Genomic DNA, 20,650 nt, shown 5'->3' with positions numbered 1-20,650 from the left:
GGGAGCGGTGTGCGGGTGGATCTGGAGAAGAGACGCGGCGGTTTCACAGGCGCCACAGCACCTGCACGGCCCAGCCACCGCAGGCGATCAGCCAGATGGCGGTGACGGCCTGCAGCAGCAGGCGCATGCCGGCGGGCTTGCCGTAGTCGTACCAGATGCTGCAGGCGCCCACCCAGGCGTGCCAGATCAGCGCCACGATGACGGCGAAGGTCAGGGCCTTCATCCACTGCGGCGCGAAGATGCCGGCCCAGGTGTCGTATCCGATGGGCCCGGACACCAGCAGCACCTTGGTCAGCAGCAGCAGGGTGAAGACGGCCATCAGCACGGCGGTGATGCGCTGCACCAGGAAATCGCGCCAGCCATAGTGGGCACCGACGGCGGTGCGCTTGTAGCCATAGGTAGTGGCCATGGGGTTCTCCTTGTTTCGCGGGGGTATCAGTACAGACCGAACAGCTTGGCGCCGAGCACCAGCGTCAGGACGACGGCGGCCACCAGGGTGACCAGGGCCGACTGGCGGCCGAATTCCTTGGTGGTGTTGTGCGTCACGTCCATCCACAGGTGGCGCACGCCGGCGAACAGGTGGTGCAGGTAGGACCAGATCAGCGCCAGCACGACCAGCTTGAGCAGCCAGGCGGGAATGAAGCCCACGCCGGCGTCGAACGCCGAGCGGAAGGTGCCGAACGAGATCTCCGAGGTCACCGACTTGTCGAACAGCCAGATGATCAAGGGCAGCAACAACAGCATCAGCAGGCCGCTCACGCGGTGCAGGATGGACACCAGCGCCGCCAGCGGCAGGCGGTAGGTGCTCACGTCGCTGAAGACGTTGATGTTGCGAAATTCAGGCCGTTTCTTGGCGGTCTCGTTCATGGCGTGGGTCCTCGGTGGATGTAACTGCTTGGTAATCGCGCGCAGGCGGACAGCCCAAAATTCTATTGCAATGCAGCATCGGTGCCATTGCGACAATTGCTTACGTGGCGCTACGCGTTGTCGCGCTGGGACAGGGTGCTGTCGGCAGGCTCAGCTCAGTTGGTTGTGATAGTGATGGGTATCGGTGCGGTACAGGCCGCGGCGCAGTTCCATCGGCACGTCGTTGTAGGTATAGGCCAGTCGCTCGACACTGAGCACCGGCGTGGACGTGGTGATGGCCAGCCAGTGTGCCTGCTGCTCGTCGGGCAGCACGGCGCGCAGCTTTTCATCGGCGCGCACCATGCGCACGCCGAAATCCATCTCGAACATGGCGTAGGTCGGTCCCTGGTAGCCGGCCATCTGCTCGGCGCTCAGGCCCTTGAAGGTATGGCCGGGCAGCCAGATGTCCTCCAGGATGGTCGGCACGCCGGAAAACGACAGCACGCGGCGCGCCTGCAGCACCGGGTCGCCGGTGCGCAGCGCCAGCGCGCGCGCCACGTCGGCGCTGGCGCGCAGCCTTCGGCATTCGAGAATGGTGCGCTGCGCCCGCGCCTCGCCACGCACATCTCCGCTGTCGGGCACGAGTTTCAGGAAGCGGTATTGCACCTGGCGCTCGGCATGCGTGGCCACGAAGGTGCCCTTGCCCTGGCGGCGCAGCAGCAGGTTCTCTCCCGCCAGCTCGTCGATGGCCTTGCGCACCGTGCCTTGGCTGACGCGAAAGCGCCCGGCCAACTCTATCTCGCTGGGAATGGCCTCGCCCGGCTTCCATTCGCCGTGCTGCAGGCTGTGCAGGATCAGGCCCTTGATCTGCTGGTACAGCGGGCTGAAGGCGGGTGCCTGCGACAGGCCAGGGCCGTCGGCAGTGGAGGGGAGGGGGGGAGGCATGGCGGACATCGGGGCGACTCGCGCTGTGCGGTCGGCGCGGGGCTGTGTGAATGCTGCATCATAATCTTATATAAGACATAAGACAAATTGACCGGGGGCGAATTTCGCCCGTAAAATCCGGCGCTGCTTGCAGGGCATGAAGGCTGCCGATGACGACGCGCTGGTGCTGCCTTGCACCCCTCTTTTACTTCCTCGTTGTGTCATCTGGAGTTTTCGCATGAACAAGAAGCCCGTCCGCGTTGCAGTCACCGGTGCCGCCGGCCAGATCGGTTATGCCCTGCTGTTTCGCATCGCATCCGGCGAAATGCTGGGCAAGGACCAGCCGGTCATCCTGCAGCTGCTGGAGATCCCGGACGAGAAGGCACAGAACGCGCTCAAGGGCGTGATCATGGAACTCGAGGACTGCGCCTTCCCGCTGCTGGCCGGCATCGAGGCGCACAGCGACCCCATGACCGCCTTCAAGGACACCGACTACGCCCTGCTGGTGGGCGCGCGTCCGCGCGGCCCCGGCATGGAGCGCGCCGACCTGCTGGCCGCCAACGCGCAGATTTTCACCGCCCAGGGCAAGGCGCTGAACGCCGTGGCCTCGCGCGACGTGAAGGTGCTGGTGGTGGGCAACCCGGCCAACACCAATGCCCACATCGCCATGAAGAGCGCTCCCGACCTGCCGCGCGAGAACTTCACCGCCATGCTGCGCCTGGACCACAACCGCGCAGCCTCGCAGCTGGCGGCCAAGGGCGGCTTCAAGGTGGGCGACATCAAGCACCTGACGGTGTGGGGCAACCACTCGCCCACGATGTATGCCGACTACCGCTTCGCCACTGTCAATGGCGAGAGTGTCAAGGACAAGATCAACGACCAGGCCTGGAACAAGGATGTGTTCCTGCCCACCGTGGGCAAGCGCGGCGCGGCCATCATCGCCGCGCGCGGCCTGTCCTCTGCCGCCTCGGCCGCCAACGCCGCCATCGACCACATGCGCGACTGGGCACTGGGCTCCAAGGGCGAGTGGGTGACCATGGGCGTGCCCTCCAACGGCGAGTACGGTATTCCCAAGGACATCGTCTTTGGCTTCCCGGTGACGACCGAGAACGGCAAGTACAAGATCGTCGAGGGCCTGGACATCGACGCCTTCTCGCAGGAACGCATCGACGCCACCCTGGCCGAACTGCAGGGTGAGCAGGACGGCGTCAAGCACCTGCTGTAAGCCGGCCCCGGGGCCGCAGCGGTCGATGCTTCTTTTTCGATAGCTGCAGGCCCTTGTATTCAAAGGGCTAACGCCACTTTTCATTCACAATCCTGCCATGACCCCTGTCAGCGCCCATCCCCGCCAAGTCCTGCTGGACGCCCAGGCCGCAGTGCCGGTGCTGCCGGTATGCGACCACTACAGCGGGGTGGAGCAGCGCATGCGCAAGAGCCTGCAGCTGCAGCAGGAGATGGCGCAGGAGTTCGGCCACTGCGTCTTCGACGTGACGCTGGACTGCGAGGACGGCGCCCCGGTGGGTGCCGAGCGGGCGCATGCCGAGCTGGTGGCGCGCCTGGCGCTGCAGGCTGCACCCGGCGCGCGCGTCGCGGCGCGGGTGCACACGGTGGACCACCCGGCTTTCGTGGCCGACGTGGACACCATCGCCGGCCAAGCCGGCCAGCGGCTGTGCCACCTCATGGTGCCCAAGGTCGAGTCGGTGGACGACGTGCTGCGCGCCGAGCGGGCGCTGGATGCCGCCGGCGCGCGCCAGCTGCCGCTGCATGTGCTGATCGAGTCCTCGGCCGCCGTGCACCGGGCCTTCGAGATCGCCGCGCACCCGCGCGTGCAAAGCCTGAGCTTCGGTCTGATGGACTTCGTCTCGGCGCACGGCGGCGCCATCCCGGCATCCGCCATGGGCTCTGACGGCCAGTTCGAGCACCCGCTGGTGGTGCGCGCCAAGCTGGAGATAGCCGCCGCCTGCCATGCCCACGGCAAGGTGCCTTCGCACTGCGTGGTGACCGAGTTCAACGACGCCGACGCGCTGCAGGCCGCGGCCACGCGGGCGGCACGGCAGTTCGGCTACACGCGCATGTGGAGCATCCACCCGGCGCAGATCCGCCCCATCCTGGCCGCCTTTGCCCCTGCTGCGCAGGAAGTGAGCCAGGCCGCGCGCATCCTGGCTGCGGCGCAGGCGGCGCAGTGGGCGCCCATCAGCGACGGCGGTGTGCTGCACGACCGCGCCAGCTACCGTTACTACTGGCAGGTGCTGGAGCGCGCGCACCAGACTGGCCAGGCCCTGCCACCCGCGGCGCAGGTCTGGTTTTCCGACGCGGCGACAATGGCGCCCAGCGCCTGATCCACCCGGTGCCTTCGTTTCACCACGCCTACCTTGTTGCAGGACTTTCCATGAAGACCCTCGTCGCTTCCGCCCTGATGCTGCTGGCTCCCGCGCTGGCCTGGTCCAACCCGGCTGCAACACTGGTCAAGCCGGCGGCGAAGGCCTCCGCCAAGGCCGCGCCCAAGGCGGCGCCGGCAAAGACCGTGGCCAAGCCCAAGGCAACGAAAAAGGACAAGACCACCGTTGCCAAGGCCTCGCCGCCCAGCAGCCGCACCCAGCTGCGCAGCGGCGCGGCGCAGGTGGCGGCCGGCCTGGCAGCCGCCGAGGCGGCGCTGACTCCGGAAGAACTGCAGATCGCCCAGCTAGTGCATACCGGCCACATCGCATGCGAGCTGGGCGCATCGGTGGACATCCAGCCCGACGCCCAGTCGCCCGGCCGCTTCCACGTGCAGGGCAAGGGCTTCAAGTACCACATGGCGCCCGTGGCCACCTCGACCGGTGCGGTGCGCCTGGAGGATGCAAGCGCCGGCGCGGTGTGGCTGCAGATCGCCAACAAATCCATGCTCATGAACCAGAAGCTCGGCCAGCGCATGGCCGACGAGTGCATGAGCCCGCAGCAGTTCGCCGTGGCCGAGGGTTTCAAGAAAGCCCCACCGCGCAGCCTGCTGGACGGCCCGGCCAACCCCTGAGCCCCTGCTGATTTCACGCTGATTCGCCTGGCCCGCTGTGCGGGCAGGACACCCGGCCAGCGCGTCGCCATCGCGGCGCGCGCTGGCTGCGGCATGCCCGGCCACTCGACAAGCCCTGCAAGATTTCCTTCATCTTCCCTGGAGAACCCCCCATGTTGAAAGCCTACCGTGACCACGTTGCCGAGCGCGCCGCCCTGGGCATCCCGCCGCTGCCGCTGGACGCCAAGCAGACGGCCGAGCTGATCGAGCTGATCAAGAACCCGCCCGAGGGCGAGGCCGAGTTCCTGCTCGATTTGCTGACGCATCGTGTGCCGCCGGGCGTGGACGACGCAGCCAAGGTCAAGGCCTCGTTCCTGGCCGCCGTGGCGCACGGCGACCTGGTGGTGGGCCTGATCTCGCGTGCCAAGGCCACTGAGCTGCTCGGCACCATGGTCGGCGGCTACAACGTGCACCCGCTGATCGAACTGCTGGACGACGCCGAGGTGTCGGCGCAGGCCGCCGAGGCGCTGAAGAAGACGCTGCTGATGTTCGACTTCTTCAACGATGTCGCCGCCAAGGCCAAGGCTGGCAATGCGCGCGCGCTGGAGGTCATGCACAGCTGGGCCGATGCGGAATGGTTCACCAGCCGTCCCGAGGTCGAGAAGAAGATCACCGTCACGGTCTTCAAGGTGCCGGGCGAGACCAACACCGACGACCTGTCGCCGGCGCCCGACGCCTGGAGCCGCCCGGACATCCCGCTGCACTACCTGGCGATGCTGAAGAACACGCGTCCGGACGCGGCCTTCGTGCCCGAGGAGGACGGTAAGCGCGGCCCGATGCAGTTCATCGAGGACCTGAAGGCCAAAGGCCACCTGGTGGCCTACGTGGGTGACGTGGTCGGCACCGGCTCGTCGCGCAAGTCGGCGACCAACAGCGTCATCTGGGCCACTGGCCAGGACATCCCCTACGTGCCGAACAAGCGCTTCGGCGGCGTCACGCTGGGCGGCAAGATCGCGCCGATCTTCTTCAACACGCAGGAAGACTCGGGTGCGCTGCCGATCGAGGTGGACGTCTCGCGCATGGAGATGGGCGACGCCATCGACATCTACCCCTACGAGGGCCGCATCGAGAAGAACGGCGAGAAGATCGCTGACTTCCAGCTGAAAAGCGACGTGCTGCTCGACGAGGTGCGCGCCGGCGGCCGCATCAACCTGATCATCGGCCGCTCGCTCACCGCGCGCGCCCGCGAATTCCTGGGTCAGGCCGCCTCGACCGCCTTCCGTCTGCCCCAGGCGCCGGCGCAGTCCAGCGCCGGCTTCACCCTGGCGCAGAAGATGGTCGGCCGTGCCTGCGGCCTGCCCGAAGGCCAGGGCATCCGCCCCGGCACCTACTGCGAGCCGAAGATGACCACCGTCGGCAGCCAGGACACCACCGGCCCGATGACGCGTGACGAATTGAAGGACTTGGCCTGCCTGGGCTTCTCGGCCGACATGGTCATGCAGTCGTTCTGCCACACCGCGGCCTACCCCAAGCCCGTGGACGTGAAGACACACCGCGAGCTGCCCCAGTTCATCAGCAACCGCGGCGGCGTGGCGCTGCGCCCGGGCGACGGCGTGATCCACAGCTGGCTGAACCGCCTGCTGCTGCCCGACACCGTGGGCACTGGCGGCGACTCTCACACGCGCTTTCCGATCGGCATCAGCTTCCCGGCGGGCTCCGGCCTGGTGGCCTTCGGTGCTGCCACCGGCGTCATGCCGCTGGACATGCCCGAGTCGGTGCTGGTGCGCTTCAAAGGCGAGATGCAGCCGGGCGTGACGCTGCGCGACCTGGTGCACGCCATCCCGCTGTTCGCCATCAAGGCCGGGCTGCTCACCGTGGCCAAGGCCGGCAAGAAGAACGTGTTCTCGGGCCGCATCCTGGAGATCGAGGGCCTGCCGGATCTGAAGGTGGAGCAGGCATTCGAGCTGTCCGACGCCTCGGCCGAGCGCAGCGCCGCGGGCTGCACCATCAAGCTGAACCAAGAGCCGGTGGTCGAGTACCTGAAGTCCAACGTCGTGCTCATGCAGAACATGATCGCGCAGGGCTACCAGGACGCGAAGACGCTGGCGCGCCGCATCGAGAAAGTGCAGGCCTGGCTGGCCGACTCGCAGCTGCTCGAGGCCGACAAGGACGCCGAGTACGCCGCGGTGATCGAGATCGACATGGGCGAGATCACCGAGCCCATCGTCTGCTGCCCGAACGACCCGGACGACGCCAAGTTCCTGTCCGAGGTCGCCGGCACCAAGATCGACGAGGCCTTCATCGGATCGTGCATGACCAACATCGGCCACTTCCGCGCCGCGGCCAAGCTGCTGGGTGGCCAGCGCGACATCCCGGTCAAGCTGTGGGTCGCGCCGCCGACCAAGATGGACGAGGCCGAGCTGATCAAGGAAGGGCACTATGCCGCCTTCGGCACCGCCGGTGCGCGCACCGAGATGCCCGGCTGCTCGCTGTGTATGGGCAACCAGGCGCAGGTGCGCGAAGGCGCGACGGTGATCTCCACCAGCACGCGCAACTTCCCCAACCGCCTGGGCAAGAACACCAACGTGTTCCTGGGCTCGGCCGAACTGGCGGCCATCGCCTCGCGCCTGGGCAAGCTGCCGACCAAGGACGAGTACCTGGCCGAAATGGGCGTGATCGACCAGGACAAGGCCAGCGTCTACCGCTACATGAACTTCGACCAGATCGAGGAGTACGCGGACGTGGCACGCGGCGCGGCGGACGCCGTGGCCGTTTGACGCGAGCGGTCCATACGGCGCTGCGATGGCCGGCCTCGACCTGAGCCTCGTGGCGCTGTACGCCGCGTCCGTGGTGTCGCTGCTGGTGACGCCCGGGCCGGTGACGCTGCTGGTGCTGCGCGCCGGCCTGGCCGGCGGCATGCGGCATGCGTTCGTCACGATCTGCGGCAGCAACGCCGCATCGCTGATCCTGATCTTCGTCTCGGCGCTGCTGATCAAGGGCCTGCTCGTTGTCGATGAGCGGGTCTTCTCGCTGGTGCGCCTGGCGGGCTGCTTGTACATCGCCTGGATCGCCCTGGCCATGGTGCGCGAGGCGCGCGCCGCGCCGGGGACGGCGTCGGCCGTGCAGACGACCGCGCGTGCGGGCTTCGTGGGCGGCTTCACGCTGGCGATCTCCAACCCGAAGGACATCGTGTTCTTCGCCTCGTTCCTGCCGCAGTTCATCGCCGTGCTGCCGTCGCCCGACCGGAGCATCGGCCTGCTCACCGGGCTGTGGATCGTGCTGGACTTCGCCACGCTGGGCCTGCTGGCGTTTGCCATGCGCCGCGCGGTCAGCCCGGCGCGCGAGCGCCAGCTGCTGCTCACCTCCGCCGTGCTGTTGCTCGCGATTGGCATCGGCGGCTTCGGGCACGCCGCCTACGAGTTGCTGGGTGGCTGAAGGGCTGCCGCCGGGTGGCACGCGCCACGCCCGGCTGGATGTGCTGCGCGGTGTGGCGATGGTCTGGATGACCGCCTTCCACCTGGGCTTCGACCTGGCGCACTTCGGCTGGTGGCGCCAGGACTTCCTGCACGACCCTTTCTGGACCTGGCAGCGCACGGCCATCGTCAGCCTGTTCCTGTTGTGCGTCGGCCTGGGGCAGGCGCTGGCCTGGCGGCAGGGCGTGCCCCTGACGCGGTTTGCGCGGCGCTGGGCGCAGATTGCCGGCGGCGCGTTGCTGGTCAGCGCGGGCTCCTACCTGATGTTCCCGCGCAGCTTCATTCACTTCGGCGTGCTGCATGGCGTGGCCGTGATGCTGCTGGTGGCGCGTGCCACTGCGGACTGGCGCGCTTGGCGGCTGTGGCTGGCCGGCGCGCTGGCGCTGGCGCTGCCGTGGCTGGCCGGCTGGACACTGGGCGGGCCGCTGGCGGAGCTGGCGCCGGCCTTCAATGGGCGAGCGCTGAACTGGCTGGGCCTGGTCACGCGCAAACCGTTCACCGAGGACTATGTGCCGCTGTTTCCCTGGCTGGGCGTGGTGTGGTGGGGTCTGGCGCTGGGACGCTGGCTGCTGCAGCGTCCGTCGCGGCCGCTGGCCGGCCCGGTTGCTGGCTTCGCCGTGCCGCTGGCCTGGCTGGGGCGGCACTCGCTCAGTTACTACCTGCTGCACCAGCCGGTGCTGATCGGCGCATTGGTCCTTGTGACCTGGCTGGTGCGCTGAGCGGCTGGCTGTCAACGCACAACGCGGCCGAAGCCGCGTTGCGTGCGAGGGGTGCGGCAGCCGCCGCACCGTGCAAGAGAGCGTTTACTCGACCTTGGCCTTGGCGCGCAGTTCTTCCTGGAACTTCATCAGCTTTTGCTGCTGCAGCTGCTGCGCCACCTGCGGCTTGACGTCCTCCAGCTTGGGCAGCTCGGCCTCACGCGTGTCGTCCAGGCGAATGACGTGCCAGCCGAACTGGCTCTTCACCGGGGTCTGCGTGACCTTGCCCTTGTCCAGCTTGATCAGGGCCTCGGTGAACTCGGGCACATAGCTGCTCGGATTGGCCCAGCCCAGGTCGCCGCCGCGGGCGCCGGATCCAGGGTCCTTGGACTGCTTCTTGGCGATCTCGTCGAATTTGCCGCCCTTCTTCAGCTGGGCAATGATGGCCTTGGCCTCGTCTTCCTTCTCGACCAGGATGTGGCTGGCCTTGTATTCCTTGCCGGCGTTGGCCGCGGCGAACTTGTCGTACTCGGCCTTGATTTCCTCGTCGGTGACCGGGTGCTTCTTCTGGTAGTCGGCGAACAGCTCGCGGATCAGGATGGCCTGGCGAGCCAGTTCCATCTGTGCCTTGTAGTCGGCCGAGGCTTCCAGGCCGCGCTTTTGCGCTTCCTGCATGAAGACTTCGCGGGCGATGACCTCTTCCTTGATCTGCTGCTCGACCTCCGGCGTCACCGGGCGGCCCGAGCGCTCCAGCTGCTGCTTCAGCGCGTCGGCGCGTTCCTTGGGAACGGGCTTGCCGTTGACCACGGCGATGTTCTGCGCGACGGCGGGCAGCGCCAACGCGCCCAGCATGGCTGCGGCCACCAGGCCGGACAGGAGCTTTTGCTTCATGAAAAATCCAGGGGGTTGGAAAGAGGGGAAAGAGAAAGAAACGGCGCCCTCGCGCGGGGCGGTATCAGAGGGTTTCGATGGCGATGGCGTGCGCGCCATGGTCGATGAAAATGCGCAGCGCATCATACACAAGGCGGTGCTGCGCCACGCGGCGCTTGCCGGCGAACAGCGGCGAAGCCACGCGCACCCGAAAGTGCGTGCCGAACCCCGTGCCGTTGGCGCCGGCGTGGCCCTCGTGCTGCCAGCTCTCGTCCAGAACTTCCAGGAAAGTCGGCTGCAGTCGCTCCTGCAGGTGCGCCTGCATGGCTTCCGCGGTGATGGCGATGGGAGCGTCGGTGGTCATGGCTGGGCGTCCTTGGGCAGGGTGGGGGAAGCAGGGTCGGGGTCCTTCATGTGCCGCGACAGGAACAGCGCCTGGGCGACGACAAATGCCAGCATCAGTCCGATCCCGCCAAACAGCTTGAAGTTCACCCAGGTGTCGGTATCGAAGGTGTAGGCCACCCACAGGTTCAGCACGCCCATGGCGGCGAAGAAGCCGGTCCAGGCCCAGTTCAGCTGGCGCCAGGCGGCGTCGGGCAGCTGCAGCTGCGCACCCATCAGGCTCTTGATGAAGTTGCGCCGCAGCACCAGCTGGCCGAACATCAGCGCGCTGCCCATCAGCCAGTACAGCACGGTGGGTTTCCACTTGATGAAGGTCTCGCTGTGCGCCAGCAGCGTGGCGCCGCCGAACAGCACGATCACGCCCAGGCTGAGCCACTGCATGGGCTCGACCTTGCCGTGGCGCAGGCGCAGCCAGGCGATCTGCGCCACCGTGGCCGCCATGGCGACGCCGGTGGCCGCGTAGATGCCCCACAGCTTGAACGCCGCGAAGAACAGGATGATGGGGAAGAAGTCGATCAGCAGCTTCATGAGGGAGCGAAAGGCATCAGGTGGCGGGCGGCTCGAAGTCGAGCGAGGCGGAGTTCATGCAGTAGCGCAGCCCGGTCTCGGTCGGCCCGTCCGGGAAGACGTGGCCCAGGTGGGCGCCGCATTGTGCACACACCGTCTCGGTGCGCACCATGCCATGGCTGGTGTCGCGGATTTCGCGAATCGCGCCGGGCACGGCCTGTGAGAAGCTCGGCCAGCCGCAGCCGGCGTCGAACTTGGTACCCGAGTCGAACAGCTTGGCGCCGCAGCAGATGCAGTGGTAGCTGCCGTCGGCCCAGTGGCGCTCGTACTTGCCGGTGTAGGGACGCTCGGTGGCGGCGCGGCGCGTGACCTCGAAGGCGCGCGGCTCGGCGCCGCGCTCCTGCAGGTGCGCCTGCCATTGTTCGTCGGACTTCTGGATGGGGTAGGTCATGAGGAACAGCTGATGGAGATGCGGGAAGCCCAGTCGGGCGGAAAGCCGGCGTGGCCCTCGAAGCCGGGATGCTCGTCGAAGGGCCGCGCCAGCAGCGTCTGCAGGGTTTGGAGTTCGCCCAGGCGCCCAAGTTTCGCCTCGGCGATGGCCTGCTCGGCCAGGTAGTTGCGCAGCACGAATTTTGGGTTGCTTTTCAGCATCAAATCGGCCGCCAGCCCTTTATCCATATGGGCATGAAGCTCTTGAAAAGATAGCAACCAGGCGTCTATGCCGCTGCGCTGCACGAAGAGGTCGCGCACGGGCTCAAAGTCCTGCGTGGCCGTGGCGTGCGACAGGCGGCGCCAGAAGATGGTCCAGTCCACCTCCTCGTCGGCCAGCACGGACAGCACACGCTGCACCAGCGCCGCGTCGCCCTCACGCGGTTGCGCCAAGCCCAGCTTGGCGCGCATCAGCTCCAGATAGGCGGCGGTGAAATCGGCCTCGTAGCCGGCCAACGCGCCCTCGGCCGCCTGGGCGTCGTCGATCAGCGGCATCAGCGCCTGCGCCAGGCAGTGCAGGTTCCACCAGCACACGGCCGGCTGGCGGTCGAAGGCGTAGCGGCCCTGGTTGTCGCTGTGGTTGCAGATGTGGCCGGGATCGAACCCGTCCAGGAACTGGAATGGCCCGTAGTCCAGCGTCAGGCCCAGGATGCTCATGTTGTCTGTGTTCAGCACGCCGTGGCAGAAACCCACTGCCTGCCAGTGCGCCACCAGCCGTGCCGTGCGCTGGCTGACCGCCTGCAGGAAGGCGGCGTAGGTGGCGCGCCCGGTCGTGTCTCCAGCAACGCGGCACTGCGGGTACCAGCAGTCGATGGCGAAATCGGCCAGCCGGCGCAGGTCGTCGTACTGCCGGCGCGCGGCGAAGTGCTCGAAATGCCCGAAGCGGATGAAGCTCGGCGCCACACGCGTGACCACGGCGGCGCTCTCGATCTCCTCGCGCGGCACCAGCGCCGGCGAGCCGGTCACGCACAGCGCGCGCGTGGTCGGCACGCCCAGCGCGTGCATGGCCTCGCTGCACAGGAACTCACGGATCGACGAGCGCAGCACCGCGCGGCCATCGCCCATGCGCGAGTACGGCGTGCGGCCGCTGCCCTTGAGCTGGATTTCCTGGCCATTCACCTCGCCTAGCAGCAGTGCGCGCCCGTCGCCCAGCTGCCCGGCCCACACGCCGAACTGGTGTCCGCTGTAGACGCTGGCCAGCGGCCGGCTGCCCGGCAGCAGCGCGTTGCCGGTGAACGCTTGCAGCAGCGCATCCGATTGCTGCCAGTCCGGCGGCAGGCCCAGCAGCACGCCCACCTCCGGACTGGTGCCGACCCAGTGCGGCGCGGGCAGGGGGGTGGGCAGCACCTCGCGCACGAAGGCCGGCCCCAGCGCGGCGAAGCCGGGCTGCCAGTCGGGGCGCCAGGGCGCGGTTGCGGGGTGGTCCAGGGTCGGGCTGTGCATGCGCGGCATTGTCGGCGCCGCCGCCATCCCCCAGGTCGGACGGGGCCTTGAGCCGCATCGGTGCCCTGGGATTTGCCCTGACGAATGGGCGACAGCAGCCGGCCCTTGCGCCGCTACCATGCCGCGATCGTCCCGACCAACCCTTCTCCAAGGAGATGCCTCCCATGCTGGGCCAGATGCAAAGCCAACCGCTGCTGATCTCGTCGCTGATCGAATTCGCCGAGCGCCACCATGGAGACGGACAGATCGTCTCGCGCCGGGTCGAGGGCGACATCCACCGCTATACCTACCGCGATCTGGCACGGCGCTCGCGCCAGCTGGCCAACGCGCTGGACGGGCTGGGATTGGCATTCAGCGATCGCGTCGCCACGCTGGCCTGGAACGGCTACCGGCACATGGAGGCGTATTTCGGCGTGTCGGGCTCGGGCCGGGTGCTGCACACGCTGAACCCACGCCTGCACCCGGAACAGATCGCCTGGATCGTGAACCACGCCGAGGACCAGGTGCTGTGCTTCGACCTCACTTTCCTGCCGCTGGTGCAGGCGGTGCAGGGCAAATGCCCGACGGTGCGGAAGTGGGTGGCGCTGTGCGATGCCGACCGGCTGCCGCAGGACTCGGGCATTCCGGGCCTGGCCAGCTACGAGGAGTGGATCGGTGGCGCCTCCGACCAGTACGCCTGGCCGCAGTTCGACGAGAACACGGCGTCCAGCATGTGCTACACCAGTGGCACCACGGGCCACCCGAAGGCGGCGCTCTACAGCCACCGCTCCACCGTGCTGCACGCCTACGCGGCGGCGCTGCCCGACGTGATGTGCCTGTCGGCGCGCGACTCGGTGCTGCCGGTGGTGCCGATGTTCCACGTCAACGCCTGGGGCATCCCGTACTCGGCGGCGCTCACGGGCTGCAAGCTCGTCTTCCCCGGCCCGGCGCTGGACGGCAAGTCACTGTACGAGCTGATGGAGGCCGAGCACGTCACCTACGCTGCCGGCGTGCCCACGGTCTGGCAGATGCTGCTGGGCTACCTCAAGCCGGCGGGCCTGAAATTCTCGACGCTCAAGCGCACGGTGATCGGCGGCTCGGCCTGCCCTCCGGCCATGATCGCCTCCTTCCAGGACGACTTTGGCGTGGAGGTGTTGCACGCCTGGGGCATGACCGAAATGAGTCCGCTGGGCACGCTGTGCACGCTGAAGAACCAGCAGCTGGACCTGCCGCCCGAGGAGCAGATGAAGATCCGCCAGAAGCAGGGCCGGGCCATTTACGGCGTGGACATGAAGATCGTCGATGGCCAGGGGCGCGAGATGCCCTGGGACGGCAAGACCTTCGGCGATCTGCTGGTGCGCGGCCCATGGATCGTGGACAGCTACTACAAGGGCGAGAACCCGCTGGTGCACGACGCGCAGGGCCGCGGCTGGTTCCCCACGGGCGACGTGGCGACCATCGATGCCGACGGCTTCATGCAGATCACCGACCGCAGCAAGGACGTGATCAAGTCCGGCGGCGAATGGATCAGCTCCATCGACATCGAGAACATCGCGATGGCGCACCCGGCCGTGGCCATGGCGGCCTGCGTGGGCATGCCGCATCCGAAGTGGGACGAGCGGCCCGTCGTGGCGGTGGTCAGGAAGCCCGGCGCCGAGCTGACGCGCGAGGAGCTGCTCGCCTTCTACGAGGGCAAGACGGCCAAGTGGCAGATCCCGGACGACGTGGTGTTCGTCGACGCCATCCCGCTGGGCGCCACCGGCAAGATGCTCAAGACGCGGCTGCGCGAGCAGCTGGCGGGCTACCGCCTGCCGGGCCTGTGATAGGGCGGCGCAGTGCCCCAGTCGCCTGGGCGATAGGCGTTAGGGGCAATCCCTGAATGGCCCGCGCAGCGCGGCTTGTACGCTGCACGGGTCACGTTCCAGGAACCATTTGCATCCAAGGAGACCCCCGACATGCAACCACGCACCATCAGGGCATTGGCCGGCGCCGTTTTGCTCACTTGCGGCGCCACCAGCGCGCTGGCGCAGAAGGGCGAGACCGTGAAGATCGCCTGGCTGGACCCACTGTCGGGCCTGATGGCGGCGGTGGGCACCAACCAGCTGAAGACCTGGCAATTCCTGGCCGAGGAGTTCAGCAAGAAGAACGCCTCGGGCGTGAAGTTCGAGATCATCGGCATCGACAACAAGCTCAGCCCGCAGGAGACCACCAGCGCGCTGCGCTCGGCGATCGACCAGGGTGCGCGCTACGTGGCGCAGGGCAACGGCTCGGGCCCGGCGCTGGCCATCATGGACGCGCTGGAAAAGCACAACGCGCGCAACCCCGGCAAGGAGGTGGTGTTCCTGAACTACGCCGCCGTGGACCCCGATCTCACCAACAGCAAGTGCAGCTACTGGCACTTCCGCCTGGATGCCGACACCTCCATGAAGATGGAGGCCATCACCACCTTCATGAAGGACCATCCCGAGGTCAAGAAGGTCTACCTGATCAACCAGAACTACTCGCACGGCCAGCAGGTCTCCAAGTACGCCAAGGAGATGCTCAAGCACAAGCGTCCTGATGTGGAAATCGTCGGCGACGACTTCGCGCCGCTGGCCCAGGTGCGCGATTTCTCGCCCTACATCGCCAAGATCAAGCAGTCGGGCGCGGACACGGTGATCACCGGCAACTGGGGCTCGGACCTGGCGCTCTTGATCAAGGCGGCCAACGACGCCGGCCTGAACAACGTCAACTTCTACACCTACTACGGCGGCGTCACGGGCAGCCCCACGGCCATGGGTGCGGGCGCCGATAAGCGGGTGTACATGGTCTCGTACGGCCACATGAACCTGCCGGGCGAGATGCAAAAGCTGGTGGCCAGCTACAAGCAGAAGTTCAACGACGACATGTACACCTCGGCCGTGTACCACGGCTTTGCGCTGCTGGACGCGGCCTTCGCCAAGGCCGGCTCGACCGACCCGGCCAAGGTCGCCAAGGTCATGGAGGGCATGAAGTTCAAGAGCTTCAACGGCGAGGTCGAGATGCGCAAAACCGACCACCAGCTGCAGCAGGGCCTGTTCATCACCCGTTGGGAAAAGGCCGGCGGCCAGCACCCGTACGACCAGGAGAACACCGGCTACACGTTCGTGCCGGTGAAGTACTACGAACCCTATGTGGCCAGCACGCCCACGTCGTGCCAGATGAAACGGCCAAGCTGACGATTCTTGAGGGGCCTGGAGGGGGCATTGCATGGGCCCGAGTACGCTCGGGCCCTTTTTTTGACCATTGCACAAGGCGCGGCTGTCCGCGCGTTGCCGGATGAACCTGGAATTCTTCGTCATCTCGCTGCTCAACGGCGTCAGCTACGGGCTGCTGCTGTTCATGCTCAGCTCGGGGCTGACCCTGATCTTCAGCATGATGGGTGTGCTCAATTTCGCGCACACCAGTTTCTACATGCTGGGCGCCTACTTCGCCTATACGCTGTCGGGCGTGCTGGGCTTCTGGCCGGCGCTGGTGCTGGCGCCGCTGCTGGTGGGCGCCCTGGGCGCGGCGTTCGAGCGCTGGTGCCTGCGGCGCGTGCACCGTTTCGGGCACGTGCCCGAGCTGCTGATCACCTTCGGCCTGTCCTACCTGATCCTGGAAGTGGTGCAGCTGGTGTGGGGGCGCTCGACGGTGCCCTACGGCCTTCCGCCGGCATTGCAGGGGCCGCTGTTCACGCTGTACGGCACGCAGTTCCCGAAGTCGCGCTCGTTCATCATGCTGGTGGCGCTGCTGATGCTGCTGAGCGTGTGGCTGGTGCTGACGCGCACGCGCATCGGGCTGGTCATCCAGGCGGCGCTCAAGCACCCGCAGATGGTCGAGGCGCTGGGACACAACGTGCCGCGCGTGTTCATGCTGGTGTTCGGCGGCGGCTGCGCGCTGGCCGGGCTGGCGGGTGTGATCGGCGGCAATACCTACATCACCGAGCCGGCCATGGCCGCGTCGGTCGGCTCGATCATCTTCGTGGTGGTCGTGGTCGGCGGCATGGGCTCGCTGGCCGGGGCGTTCCTCGCATCGCTGCTCATCGGCATCGTGCAGACCTTTGCCGTGGCGCTGGACTGGTCGGTGGCCGGGGCGCTGGGACACTTTGGCCTGGCCACGGGCGAGCAGACCTTCGGCTGGCCGGTATTGAAGCTCACTGTCTCGCAGGTAGCACCCATCCTGCCGTATTTGCTGCTGGTGCTGATGCTGATCCTGCGCCCGCGCGGGCTGCTCGGCACGCGGGAGGATTGACCCCATGACCGCCACACTCTCGTCTCCGTCCACTTCGTCGGCCGCGCCCCCGCCTGCTGTCTACCGCTTCCACCCCCTGAACGTCGGCCGCATCGCCGTGTGGACGCTGTTCGCGCTGGCGCTGCTGGCCGCGCCGCACATCTTCACCAGCAGCCTGGCGCTGACCATGCTCTCGCAGATGGGCTATGTCATCGTCATCTGCCTGTCCTACAACATCCTACTGGGGCAGGGTGGCATGCTGAGCTTCGGCCACGCGGTCTATACCGGGCTCGGCTCGTTCATCACCATCCATGCCATCAACCTGGCTGGACGCGGCGTGCTGCCGATTCCGCTGGTGCTGATGCCGGTAGTGGGAGGGCTGGCCGGGGCATTCTTTGCGCTGCTGCTGGGCTTCGTGACCACGCGCAAGGCCGGCACCACGTTCGCCATGATCACCCTGGGCATCGGCGAGCTGGTCGCCGCCATGGCGCTGATGTTCCCCGAGTTCTTCGGCGGCGAGGGCGGCATCACCACCGACCGGGTCTATGGCAGCGGCTTCCTGGGCATCACCTTCGGCCCGGCGATCCAGGTGTACTACCTGATCGCCGCCTACTGTTTCGCCTGCACGGCGCTGATGTTTGCCTTCACCGGTACGCCCCTGGGGCGCATCCTGAATGCCGTGCGCGACAACCCCGAGCGGGTGGAGTTCATCGGCTACAACACCCAGCGCGTGCGCTGGTTCGCCTTCACCATCGCCGGCTTCTTCGCCGGGGTGGGCGGGGCGCTGGCGGCGATCAACTTCGAGATCGTCACCGGCGCCGACAGCGTCAGCACTGTGCGCTCGGGCGGTTACCTGCTGTTCACCTTCCTGGGCGGGGCCGGGTTTTTCTTCGGGCCGATCATCGGCGCGGTCCTGCTGGTGCTGGCATCGGTGCTGCTGTCCGAGCTGTCCATGGCCTGGTTGCTGTACCTGGGCCTGATCTTTCTGTTGATGGTCATGTTCGCGCCCGGCGGGATCGCCAGCCTGATCCTGATGAACCTGCGCGTGGTGCGTTTCGGGCAATGGCGCGCGCTGGCCTGGCCGTATGCGGCGCTGCTGGCCAGCGGCCTGCCAGCGCTGCTGGGTGCGGCGGCCCTGGTGGAGATGGTCTATCACCTGCAGCTCAACGCCGCGCTGGGCGGTGAGCTGTCCTTCCTCGGCCTGACGCTGGACGCGCGCGGCACGGCGGCGTGGCTGGGCGCTGGCGCGGTGTTCGCCATCGGTGCGGTGCTGTTCGAGTGCAGCCGGCGCCACTTCGTGCGCCGCTGGGACGCGGTGCAGGACGAGATCGAGCGCCAGCTGCAGCGCCAGGGGGCGACGCCATGACGCAGCCCCCCGCCACGCCTGCCGCCCTGGAGCTGCGCGCCCTGCGCAAGAGCTTTGGCAAGACCGAGATCATCCGCGGCGCCGACCTGGCGGTGCACGCCGGCGAGCGCGTGGCCATCATCGGGCCCAACGGCGCGGGCAAGTCCACGCTGTTCAACCTGATCAGCGGACGTTTCGCGCCCACCAGCGGCCAGGTGCTGCTGCACGGCACGCGCATCGACGGCCGCGCGCCGTTCGAGATCAACCGCCTGGGCCTGTCGCGCAGCTTCCAGATCACGAACATCTTCCCGCGCCTGTCGGTGTTCGAGAACCTGCGCGCCAGCGTGCTGTGGAGCCTGGGGTATGGCTACGCCTTCTGGCGTCGCCTGGCCAGCCTGCGCGACGCCAACGAGCGCGCCGCGCAACTGATGGCGATGATCCACCTGGCGCCCAAGCGCGACGAGCTGGCCATGAACCTGACCTATGCCGAGCAGCGCGCGCTGGAGATCGGCATCACCATCGCCGGCGGCGCCAGCGTCATCCTGCTGGACGAGCCCACGGCCGGCATGAGCACCACCGAAACCGCGCGCTTCATCCGCCTGATCCGCGAGGTGACCGAGGGCCGCACGCTGCTGACCGTGGAGCACGACATGGGCGTAGTCTTTGGCCTGGCCGACCGCATCGCCGTGGTGGTGTATGGCGAGGTCATCGCCTTCGACACGCCCGAGGCGGTGCGCGCCAACCCGCGCGTGCAGGAGGCTTACCTGGGCTCGGTCATCGCCGCGCAGCAGGCGGGGGAGGGCTGACATGCTGAACGTCGAGAACCTGCACGCCTGGTACGGCAAGAGCCACGTGCTGCACGGCGTGGATCTGGAAGTGCATCCCGGCGAGATCGTCGCGCTGCTGGGGCGCAACGGCTCGGGCCGCTCCACCGCCGCCAAGGCCGTCATGGGGATGGTCGACTGGCAGGGCCGCGTCGCCTGGAACGGCACGCCGCTGGCCGGGCGCAAGGCCTACGAGATCGCCCACCTGGGCCTGGGCTACGTGCCCGAGAGCCGCGACGTGTTCCCGCAGCTCACCGTGCAGCAGAACCTGCTGCTGGGCCGCAAGGGCGGCGCCCGCGCCGGGCGCTGGAGCGAGGACGACATGTACGCGCTGTTCCCGCGCCTGGGCGAGCGGCGCAACGTGCAGGCCGGCGTGCTGTCGGGCGGCGAGCAGCAGATGCTGACGCTGTGCCGCACGCTGATGGGCGACCCGCAGCTGGTGCTGGTCGACGAGCCCACCGAGGGCCTGGCGCCGAAGATCGTCGAGCAGGTGGCGCAGTACCTGACGCTGCTGAAAAGCCGCGGCGTGTCGGTGCTGCTGATCGAGCAAAAACTCACCATCGCGCTGACGATCTCCGACCGGGCGCTGGTCATGGGCCATGGGCGCATCGTGTTCTCGGGCACGCCCGCCGAGCTGCGGGCCGATGCGGCCGTGCGCAAGGAGTGGCTGGAGGTGTAAGCCCCGTACCGGCCCATGCCGGCCCGGTCAGTTCAGCCAAACGCCTGCGGCTGCTGCAGCCGCTGGCGCAAATACTCCAGAAATCCCTGCGCCGCTGGCGACAGCGAACGCCCGCGGCGCGTGAAGATCCAGAAAGAACGCTCGACCACCGGGTCGCCAATGGGCCGCATCACCAGGCCGTACTGGCGCACCAGCGCGCTGGCATAGGGCATGCACAGCGTCAGGCCCAGGCCGGCGGCGACCAGCGCCAGCGCCGTGGTCATGAAGGTGACCTGGGTGAAGGCCTCCTTGGGCAGGTCGCGCGCGGCCTCGCCCACGTCGCTGACCAGCAGGTCGGTGAACTGGCCCTGCAGGGTGATCAGCGGCTGGCCGCTCAGGTCGTCCCACTGCAGGCACTCGCGCCGCGCCAGCGGATGCTGCGGCGGCAGCACCGCCATGAAGGGCAGGGTGAACAGCGGCGCGGCGTCGATGTCAGAGTTGGCCTCGCGCTCCGGGCCCAGGCCGATGTCCACCTCGCCTGAGAACACGCGCGCCATCACGCTCTCCACCGCGCAGTCCACCAACCGCAGGTGCACGCCCGGGTGCAGCGCGTGAAAGCCCGCCATCACCTGCGGCAGCAGCGTGCACGCCAGCAGCTGCGGGACGGCCACGCGCACGCTGCCGCGCGCCAGCGCCTTCAGGTTGCCGGCCTCGCTGATCACGCCCTGCAGGTCGTTCAGGATCTTCTCGATCTGCGGGTACAGCTCGCGGCCGGTCTCCGACAGGCGCAGCCGCCGCGTGCTGCGGTCGAACAGCCGCAGTCCCAGGGACAGCTCCAGTTCCTTGATCAGCGCGCTCAGGGCAGACTGGGTGACGAACAGCCGCTCGGCCGCCAGCGTGAAGCTGCCGGTATCGGCCACCGCCAGAAAGGCCGAGAGCTGGCGCAGCGTGACATTCATAAGTTCAATTTGTG

Annotated in this window: 21 protein-coding genes; 12 read left to right on the top strand and 9 right to left on the bottom strand. The window is 67.7% G+C overall.

From position 1 onward, the window contains the following. Positions 1 to 43: 43 nt before the first annotated feature. From sdhD to BLQ61_RS10670, 3 genes are all read right to left on the bottom strand, one after another. A complete protein-coding gene (gene sdhD, locus BLQ61_RS10680) occupies positions 44 to 409 on the bottom strand; it encodes a succinate dehydrogenase, hydrophobic membrane anchor protein (RefSeq protein ID WP_091569779.1) in 366 nt (121 codons plus the stop codon). 26 nt (positions 410 to 435) lie between these two features. Continuing rightward, complete coding sequence (sdhC, locus tag BLQ61_RS10675; protein ID WP_091569777.1) at positions 436 to 867, bottom strand: succinate dehydrogenase, cytochrome b556 subunit; 432 nt, start codon at positions 865 to 867, stop codon at positions 436 to 438. Between the two features lie 150 nt (positions 868 to 1,017). Next, entirely contained in the window at positions 1,018 to 1,800 is a 783-nt protein-coding gene (locus BLQ61_RS10670) for a GntR family transcriptional regulator (RefSeq protein WP_091569774.1), read from the bottom strand. 208 nt (positions 1,801 to 2,008) lie between these two features. Between BLQ61_RS10670 and BLQ61_RS10665 the strand changes: the two genes are divergently transcribed. The 6 genes from BLQ61_RS10665 to BLQ61_RS10640 all read left to right on the top strand — a co-directional run bounded on the left by BLQ61_RS10665 (position 2,009) and on the right by BLQ61_RS10640 (position 8,951). Beyond that, complete coding sequence (locus tag BLQ61_RS10665) at positions 2,009 to 2,995, top strand: malate dehydrogenase (RefSeq protein WP_091569772.1); 987 nt, start codon at positions 2,009 to 2,011, stop codon at positions 2,993 to 2,995. A gap of 97 nt (positions 2,996 to 3,092) precedes the next feature. Next, complete coding sequence (locus BLQ61_RS10660; protein WP_091569770.1) at positions 3,093 to 4,109, top strand: HpcH/HpaI aldolase/citrate lyase family protein; 1,017 nt, start codon at positions 3,093 to 3,095, stop codon at positions 4,107 to 4,109. Between the two features lie 50 nt (positions 4,110 to 4,159). Next, positions 4,160 to 4,780 (top strand): hypothetical protein, encoded by a 621-nt coding sequence (locus BLQ61_RS10655; RefSeq protein ID WP_091569768.1) that lies wholly within the window; start codon positions 4,160 to 4,162, stop codon positions 4,778 to 4,780. Positions 4,781 to 4,932: 152 nt separating this feature from the next. Next, a complete protein-coding gene (acnB, locus tag BLQ61_RS10650) occupies positions 4,933 to 7,536 on the top strand; it encodes a bifunctional aconitate hydratase 2/2-methylisocitrate dehydratase (protein WP_091569766.1) in 2,604 nt (867 codons plus the stop codon). A gap of 25 nt (positions 7,537 to 7,561) precedes the next feature. Beyond that, positions 7,562 to 8,194, top strand: coding sequence for a LysE family translocator (locus BLQ61_RS10645; protein ID WP_091569763.1), 633 nt, complete (start codon positions 7,562 to 7,564; stop codon positions 8,192 to 8,194). Next, the gene (locus tag BLQ61_RS10640) at positions 8,187 to 8,951 is read left to right on the top strand and encodes a heparan-alpha-glucosaminide N-acetyltransferase (RefSeq protein ID WP_281218502.1); all 765 of its coding nucleotides are present in this window, start codon (positions 8,187 to 8,189) and stop codon (positions 8,949 to 8,951) included. Before BLQ61_RS10645 ends, BLQ61_RS10640 begins: the two co-directional genes overlap by 8 nt. An 84-nt stretch (positions 8,952 to 9,035) precedes the next feature. Here the strand turns inward: BLQ61_RS10640 and BLQ61_RS10635 are convergent, their stop codons facing one another. From BLQ61_RS10635 to BLQ61_RS10615, 5 genes are all read right to left on the bottom strand, one after another. After that, positions 9,036 to 9,821: a peptidylprolyl isomerase gene (locus BLQ61_RS10635; protein WP_091569761.1), complete on the bottom strand. Its 786-nt coding sequence runs from the start codon at positions 9,819 to 9,821 to the stop codon at positions 9,036 to 9,038. 64 nt (positions 9,822 to 9,885) lie between these two features. Continuing rightward, the gene (locus BLQ61_RS10630) at positions 9,886 to 10,164 is read right to left on the bottom strand and encodes a BolA family protein (RefSeq protein WP_091569758.1); all 279 of its coding nucleotides are present in this window, start codon (positions 10,162 to 10,164) and stop codon (positions 9,886 to 9,888) included. Further along, positions 10,161 to 10,730: a septation protein A gene (locus BLQ61_RS10625; protein ID WP_091569755.1), complete on the bottom strand. Its 570-nt coding sequence runs from the start codon at positions 10,728 to 10,730 to the stop codon at positions 10,161 to 10,163. The genes BLQ61_RS10630 and BLQ61_RS10625 overlap by 4 nt, the downstream gene beginning before the upstream one ends. 16 nt (positions 10,731 to 10,746) lie before the next feature. Then, the gene (gene msrB / locus BLQ61_RS10620; protein WP_091569753.1) at positions 10,747 to 11,160 is read right to left on the bottom strand and encodes a peptide-methionine (R)-S-oxide reductase MsrB; all 414 of its coding nucleotides are present in this window, start codon (positions 11,158 to 11,160) and stop codon (positions 10,747 to 10,749) included. Continuing rightward, positions 11,157 to 12,641 carry a protein adenylyltransferase SelO gene (locus BLQ61_RS10615; RefSeq protein ID WP_091569902.1) on the bottom strand — a complete coding sequence of 495 codons (1,485 nt, stop codon included), beginning with the start codon at positions 12,639 to 12,641 and terminating at the stop codon, positions 11,157 to 11,159. The genes msrB and BLQ61_RS10615 overlap by 4 nt, the downstream gene beginning before the upstream one ends. Positions 12,642 to 12,805: 164 nt before the next feature. Here BLQ61_RS10615 and BLQ61_RS10610 point away from each other — a divergent pair, with 164 nt between their 5' ends. From BLQ61_RS10610 to BLQ61_RS10585, 6 genes are all read left to right on the top strand, one after another. Beyond that, the gene (locus tag BLQ61_RS10610) at positions 12,806 to 14,443 is read left to right on the top strand and encodes a 3-(methylthio)propionyl-CoA ligase (protein ID WP_091569750.1); all 1,638 of its coding nucleotides are present in this window, start codon (positions 12,806 to 12,808) and stop codon (positions 14,441 to 14,443) included. A 132-nt stretch (positions 14,444 to 14,575) separates the two neighbouring features. Further along, positions 14,576 to 15,817 (top strand): branched-chain amino acid ABC transporter substrate-binding protein, encoded by a 1,242-nt coding sequence (locus BLQ61_RS10605; protein WP_091569747.1) that lies wholly within the window; start codon positions 14,576 to 14,578, stop codon positions 15,815 to 15,817. A gap of 100 nt (positions 15,818 to 15,917) precedes the next feature. Next, a complete protein-coding gene (locus tag BLQ61_RS10600; RefSeq protein WP_091569744.1) occupies positions 15,918 to 16,871 on the top strand; it encodes a branched-chain amino acid ABC transporter permease in 954 nt (317 codons plus the stop codon). A 4-nt stretch (positions 16,872 to 16,875) separates the two neighbouring features. Next, positions 16,876 to 18,216, top strand: a complete 1,341-nt coding sequence (locus tag BLQ61_RS10595) for a branched-chain amino acid ABC transporter permease (RefSeq protein WP_091569742.1) — start codon at positions 16,876 to 16,878, stop codon at positions 18,214 to 18,216. Further along, on the top strand, positions 18,213 to 19,001 hold the full coding sequence (locus BLQ61_RS10590; protein WP_091569739.1) for an ABC transporter ATP-binding protein: 789 nt from the start codon (positions 18,213 to 18,215) through the stop codon (positions 18,999 to 19,001). Before BLQ61_RS10595 ends, BLQ61_RS10590 begins: the two co-directional genes overlap by 4 nt. 1 nt (position 19,002) lies before the next feature. After that, a complete protein-coding gene (locus BLQ61_RS10585) occupies positions 19,003 to 19,698 on the top strand; it encodes an ABC transporter ATP-binding protein (protein ID WP_091569737.1) in 696 nt (231 codons plus the stop codon). 32 nt (positions 19,699 to 19,730) lie between these two features. On the opposite strand, the gene BLQ61_RS10580 is transcribed toward BLQ61_RS10585, so the two are convergent. Continuing rightward, positions 19,731 to 20,636: a LysR family transcriptional regulator gene (locus tag BLQ61_RS10580; protein WP_091569734.1), complete on the bottom strand. Its 906-nt coding sequence runs from the start codon at positions 20,634 to 20,636 to the stop codon at positions 19,731 to 19,733. Positions 20,637 to 20,650 lie beyond the last annotated feature (14 nt).

The organism is Oryzisolibacter propanilivorax (genome assembly GCF_900103645.1).
Lineage (GTDB): Bacteria > Pseudomonadota > Gammaproteobacteria > Burkholderiales > Burkholderiaceae_C > Melaminivora > Melaminivora propanilivorax.
The sequence above is the reverse complement of the archived record's forward strand: the minus strand, read 5'-3'. Positions and strand labels throughout refer to the sequence as shown.

What these genes read in the sequence shown, in the direction of transcription:
- sdhD (WP_091569779.1), bottom strand. Translation starts at nt 409, where the DNA reads ATGGCCACTACCTATGGCTACAAGCGCACCGCCGTCGGTGCCCACTAT.
- sdhC (WP_091569777.1), bottom strand. Translation starts at nt 867, where the DNA reads ATGAACGAGACCGCCAAGAAACGGCCTGAATTTCGCAACATCAACGTC.
- BLQ61_RS10670 (WP_091569774.1), bottom strand. Translation starts at nt 1,800, where the DNA reads ATGTCCGCCATGCCTCCCCCCCTCCCCTCCACTGCCGACGGCCCTGGC.
- BLQ61_RS10665 (WP_091569772.1), top strand. Translation starts at nt 2,009, where the DNA reads ATGAACAAGAAGCCCGTCCGCGTTGCAGTCACCGGTGCCGCCGGCCAG.
- BLQ61_RS10660 (WP_091569770.1), top strand. Translation starts at nt 3,093, where the DNA reads ATGACCCCTGTCAGCGCCCATCCCCGCCAAGTCCTGCTGGACGCCCAG.
- BLQ61_RS10655 (WP_091569768.1), top strand. Translation starts at nt 4,160, where the DNA reads ATGAAGACCCTCGTCGCTTCCGCCCTGATGCTGCTGGCTCCCGCGCTG.
- acnB (WP_091569766.1), top strand. Translation starts at nt 4,933, where the DNA reads ATGTTGAAAGCCTACCGTGACCACGTTGCCGAGCGCGCCGCCCTGGGC.
- BLQ61_RS10645 (WP_091569763.1), top strand. Translation starts at nt 7,562, where the DNA reads ATGGCCGGCCTCGACCTGAGCCTCGTGGCGCTGTACGCCGCGTCCGTG.
- BLQ61_RS10635 (WP_091569761.1), bottom strand. Translation starts at nt 9,821, where the DNA reads ATGAAGCAAAAGCTCCTGTCCGGCCTGGTGGCCGCAGCCATGCTGGGC.
- BLQ61_RS10630 (WP_091569758.1), bottom strand. Translation starts at nt 10,164, where the DNA reads ATGACCACCGACGCTCCCATCGCCATCACCGCGGAAGCCATGCAGGCG.
- BLQ61_RS10625 (WP_091569755.1), bottom strand. Translation starts at nt 10,730, where the DNA reads ATGAAGCTGCTGATCGACTTCTTCCCCATCATCCTGTTCTTCGCGGCG.
- msrB (WP_091569753.1), bottom strand. Translation starts at nt 11,160, where the DNA reads ATGACCTACCCCATCCAGAAGTCCGACGAACAATGGCAGGCGCACCTG.
- BLQ61_RS10615 (WP_091569902.1), bottom strand. Translation starts at nt 12,641, where the DNA reads ATGCACAGCCCGACCCTGGACCACCCCGCAACCGCGCCCTGGCGCCCC.
- BLQ61_RS10610 (WP_091569750.1), top strand. Translation starts at nt 12,806, where the DNA reads ATGCTGGGCCAGATGCAAAGCCAACCGCTGCTGATCTCGTCGCTGATC.
- BLQ61_RS10605 (WP_091569747.1), top strand. Translation starts at nt 14,576, where the DNA reads ATGCAACCACGCACCATCAGGGCATTGGCCGGCGCCGTTTTGCTCACT.
- BLQ61_RS10600 (WP_091569744.1), top strand. Translation starts at nt 15,918, where the DNA reads ATGAACCTGGAATTCTTCGTCATCTCGCTGCTCAACGGCGTCAGCTAC.
- BLQ61_RS10595 (WP_091569742.1), top strand. Translation starts at nt 16,876, where the DNA reads ATGACCGCCACACTCTCGTCTCCGTCCACTTCGTCGGCCGCGCCCCCG.
- BLQ61_RS10590 (WP_091569739.1), top strand. Translation starts at nt 18,213, where the DNA reads ATGACGCAGCCCCCCGCCACGCCTGCCGCCCTGGAGCTGCGCGCCCTG.
- BLQ61_RS10585 (WP_091569737.1), top strand. Translation starts at nt 19,003, where the DNA reads ATGCTGAACGTCGAGAACCTGCACGCCTGGTACGGCAAGAGCCACGTG.
- BLQ61_RS10580 (WP_091569734.1), bottom strand. Translation starts at nt 20,636, where the DNA reads ATGAATGTCACGCTGCGCCAGCTCTCGGCCTTTCTGGCGGTGGCCGAT.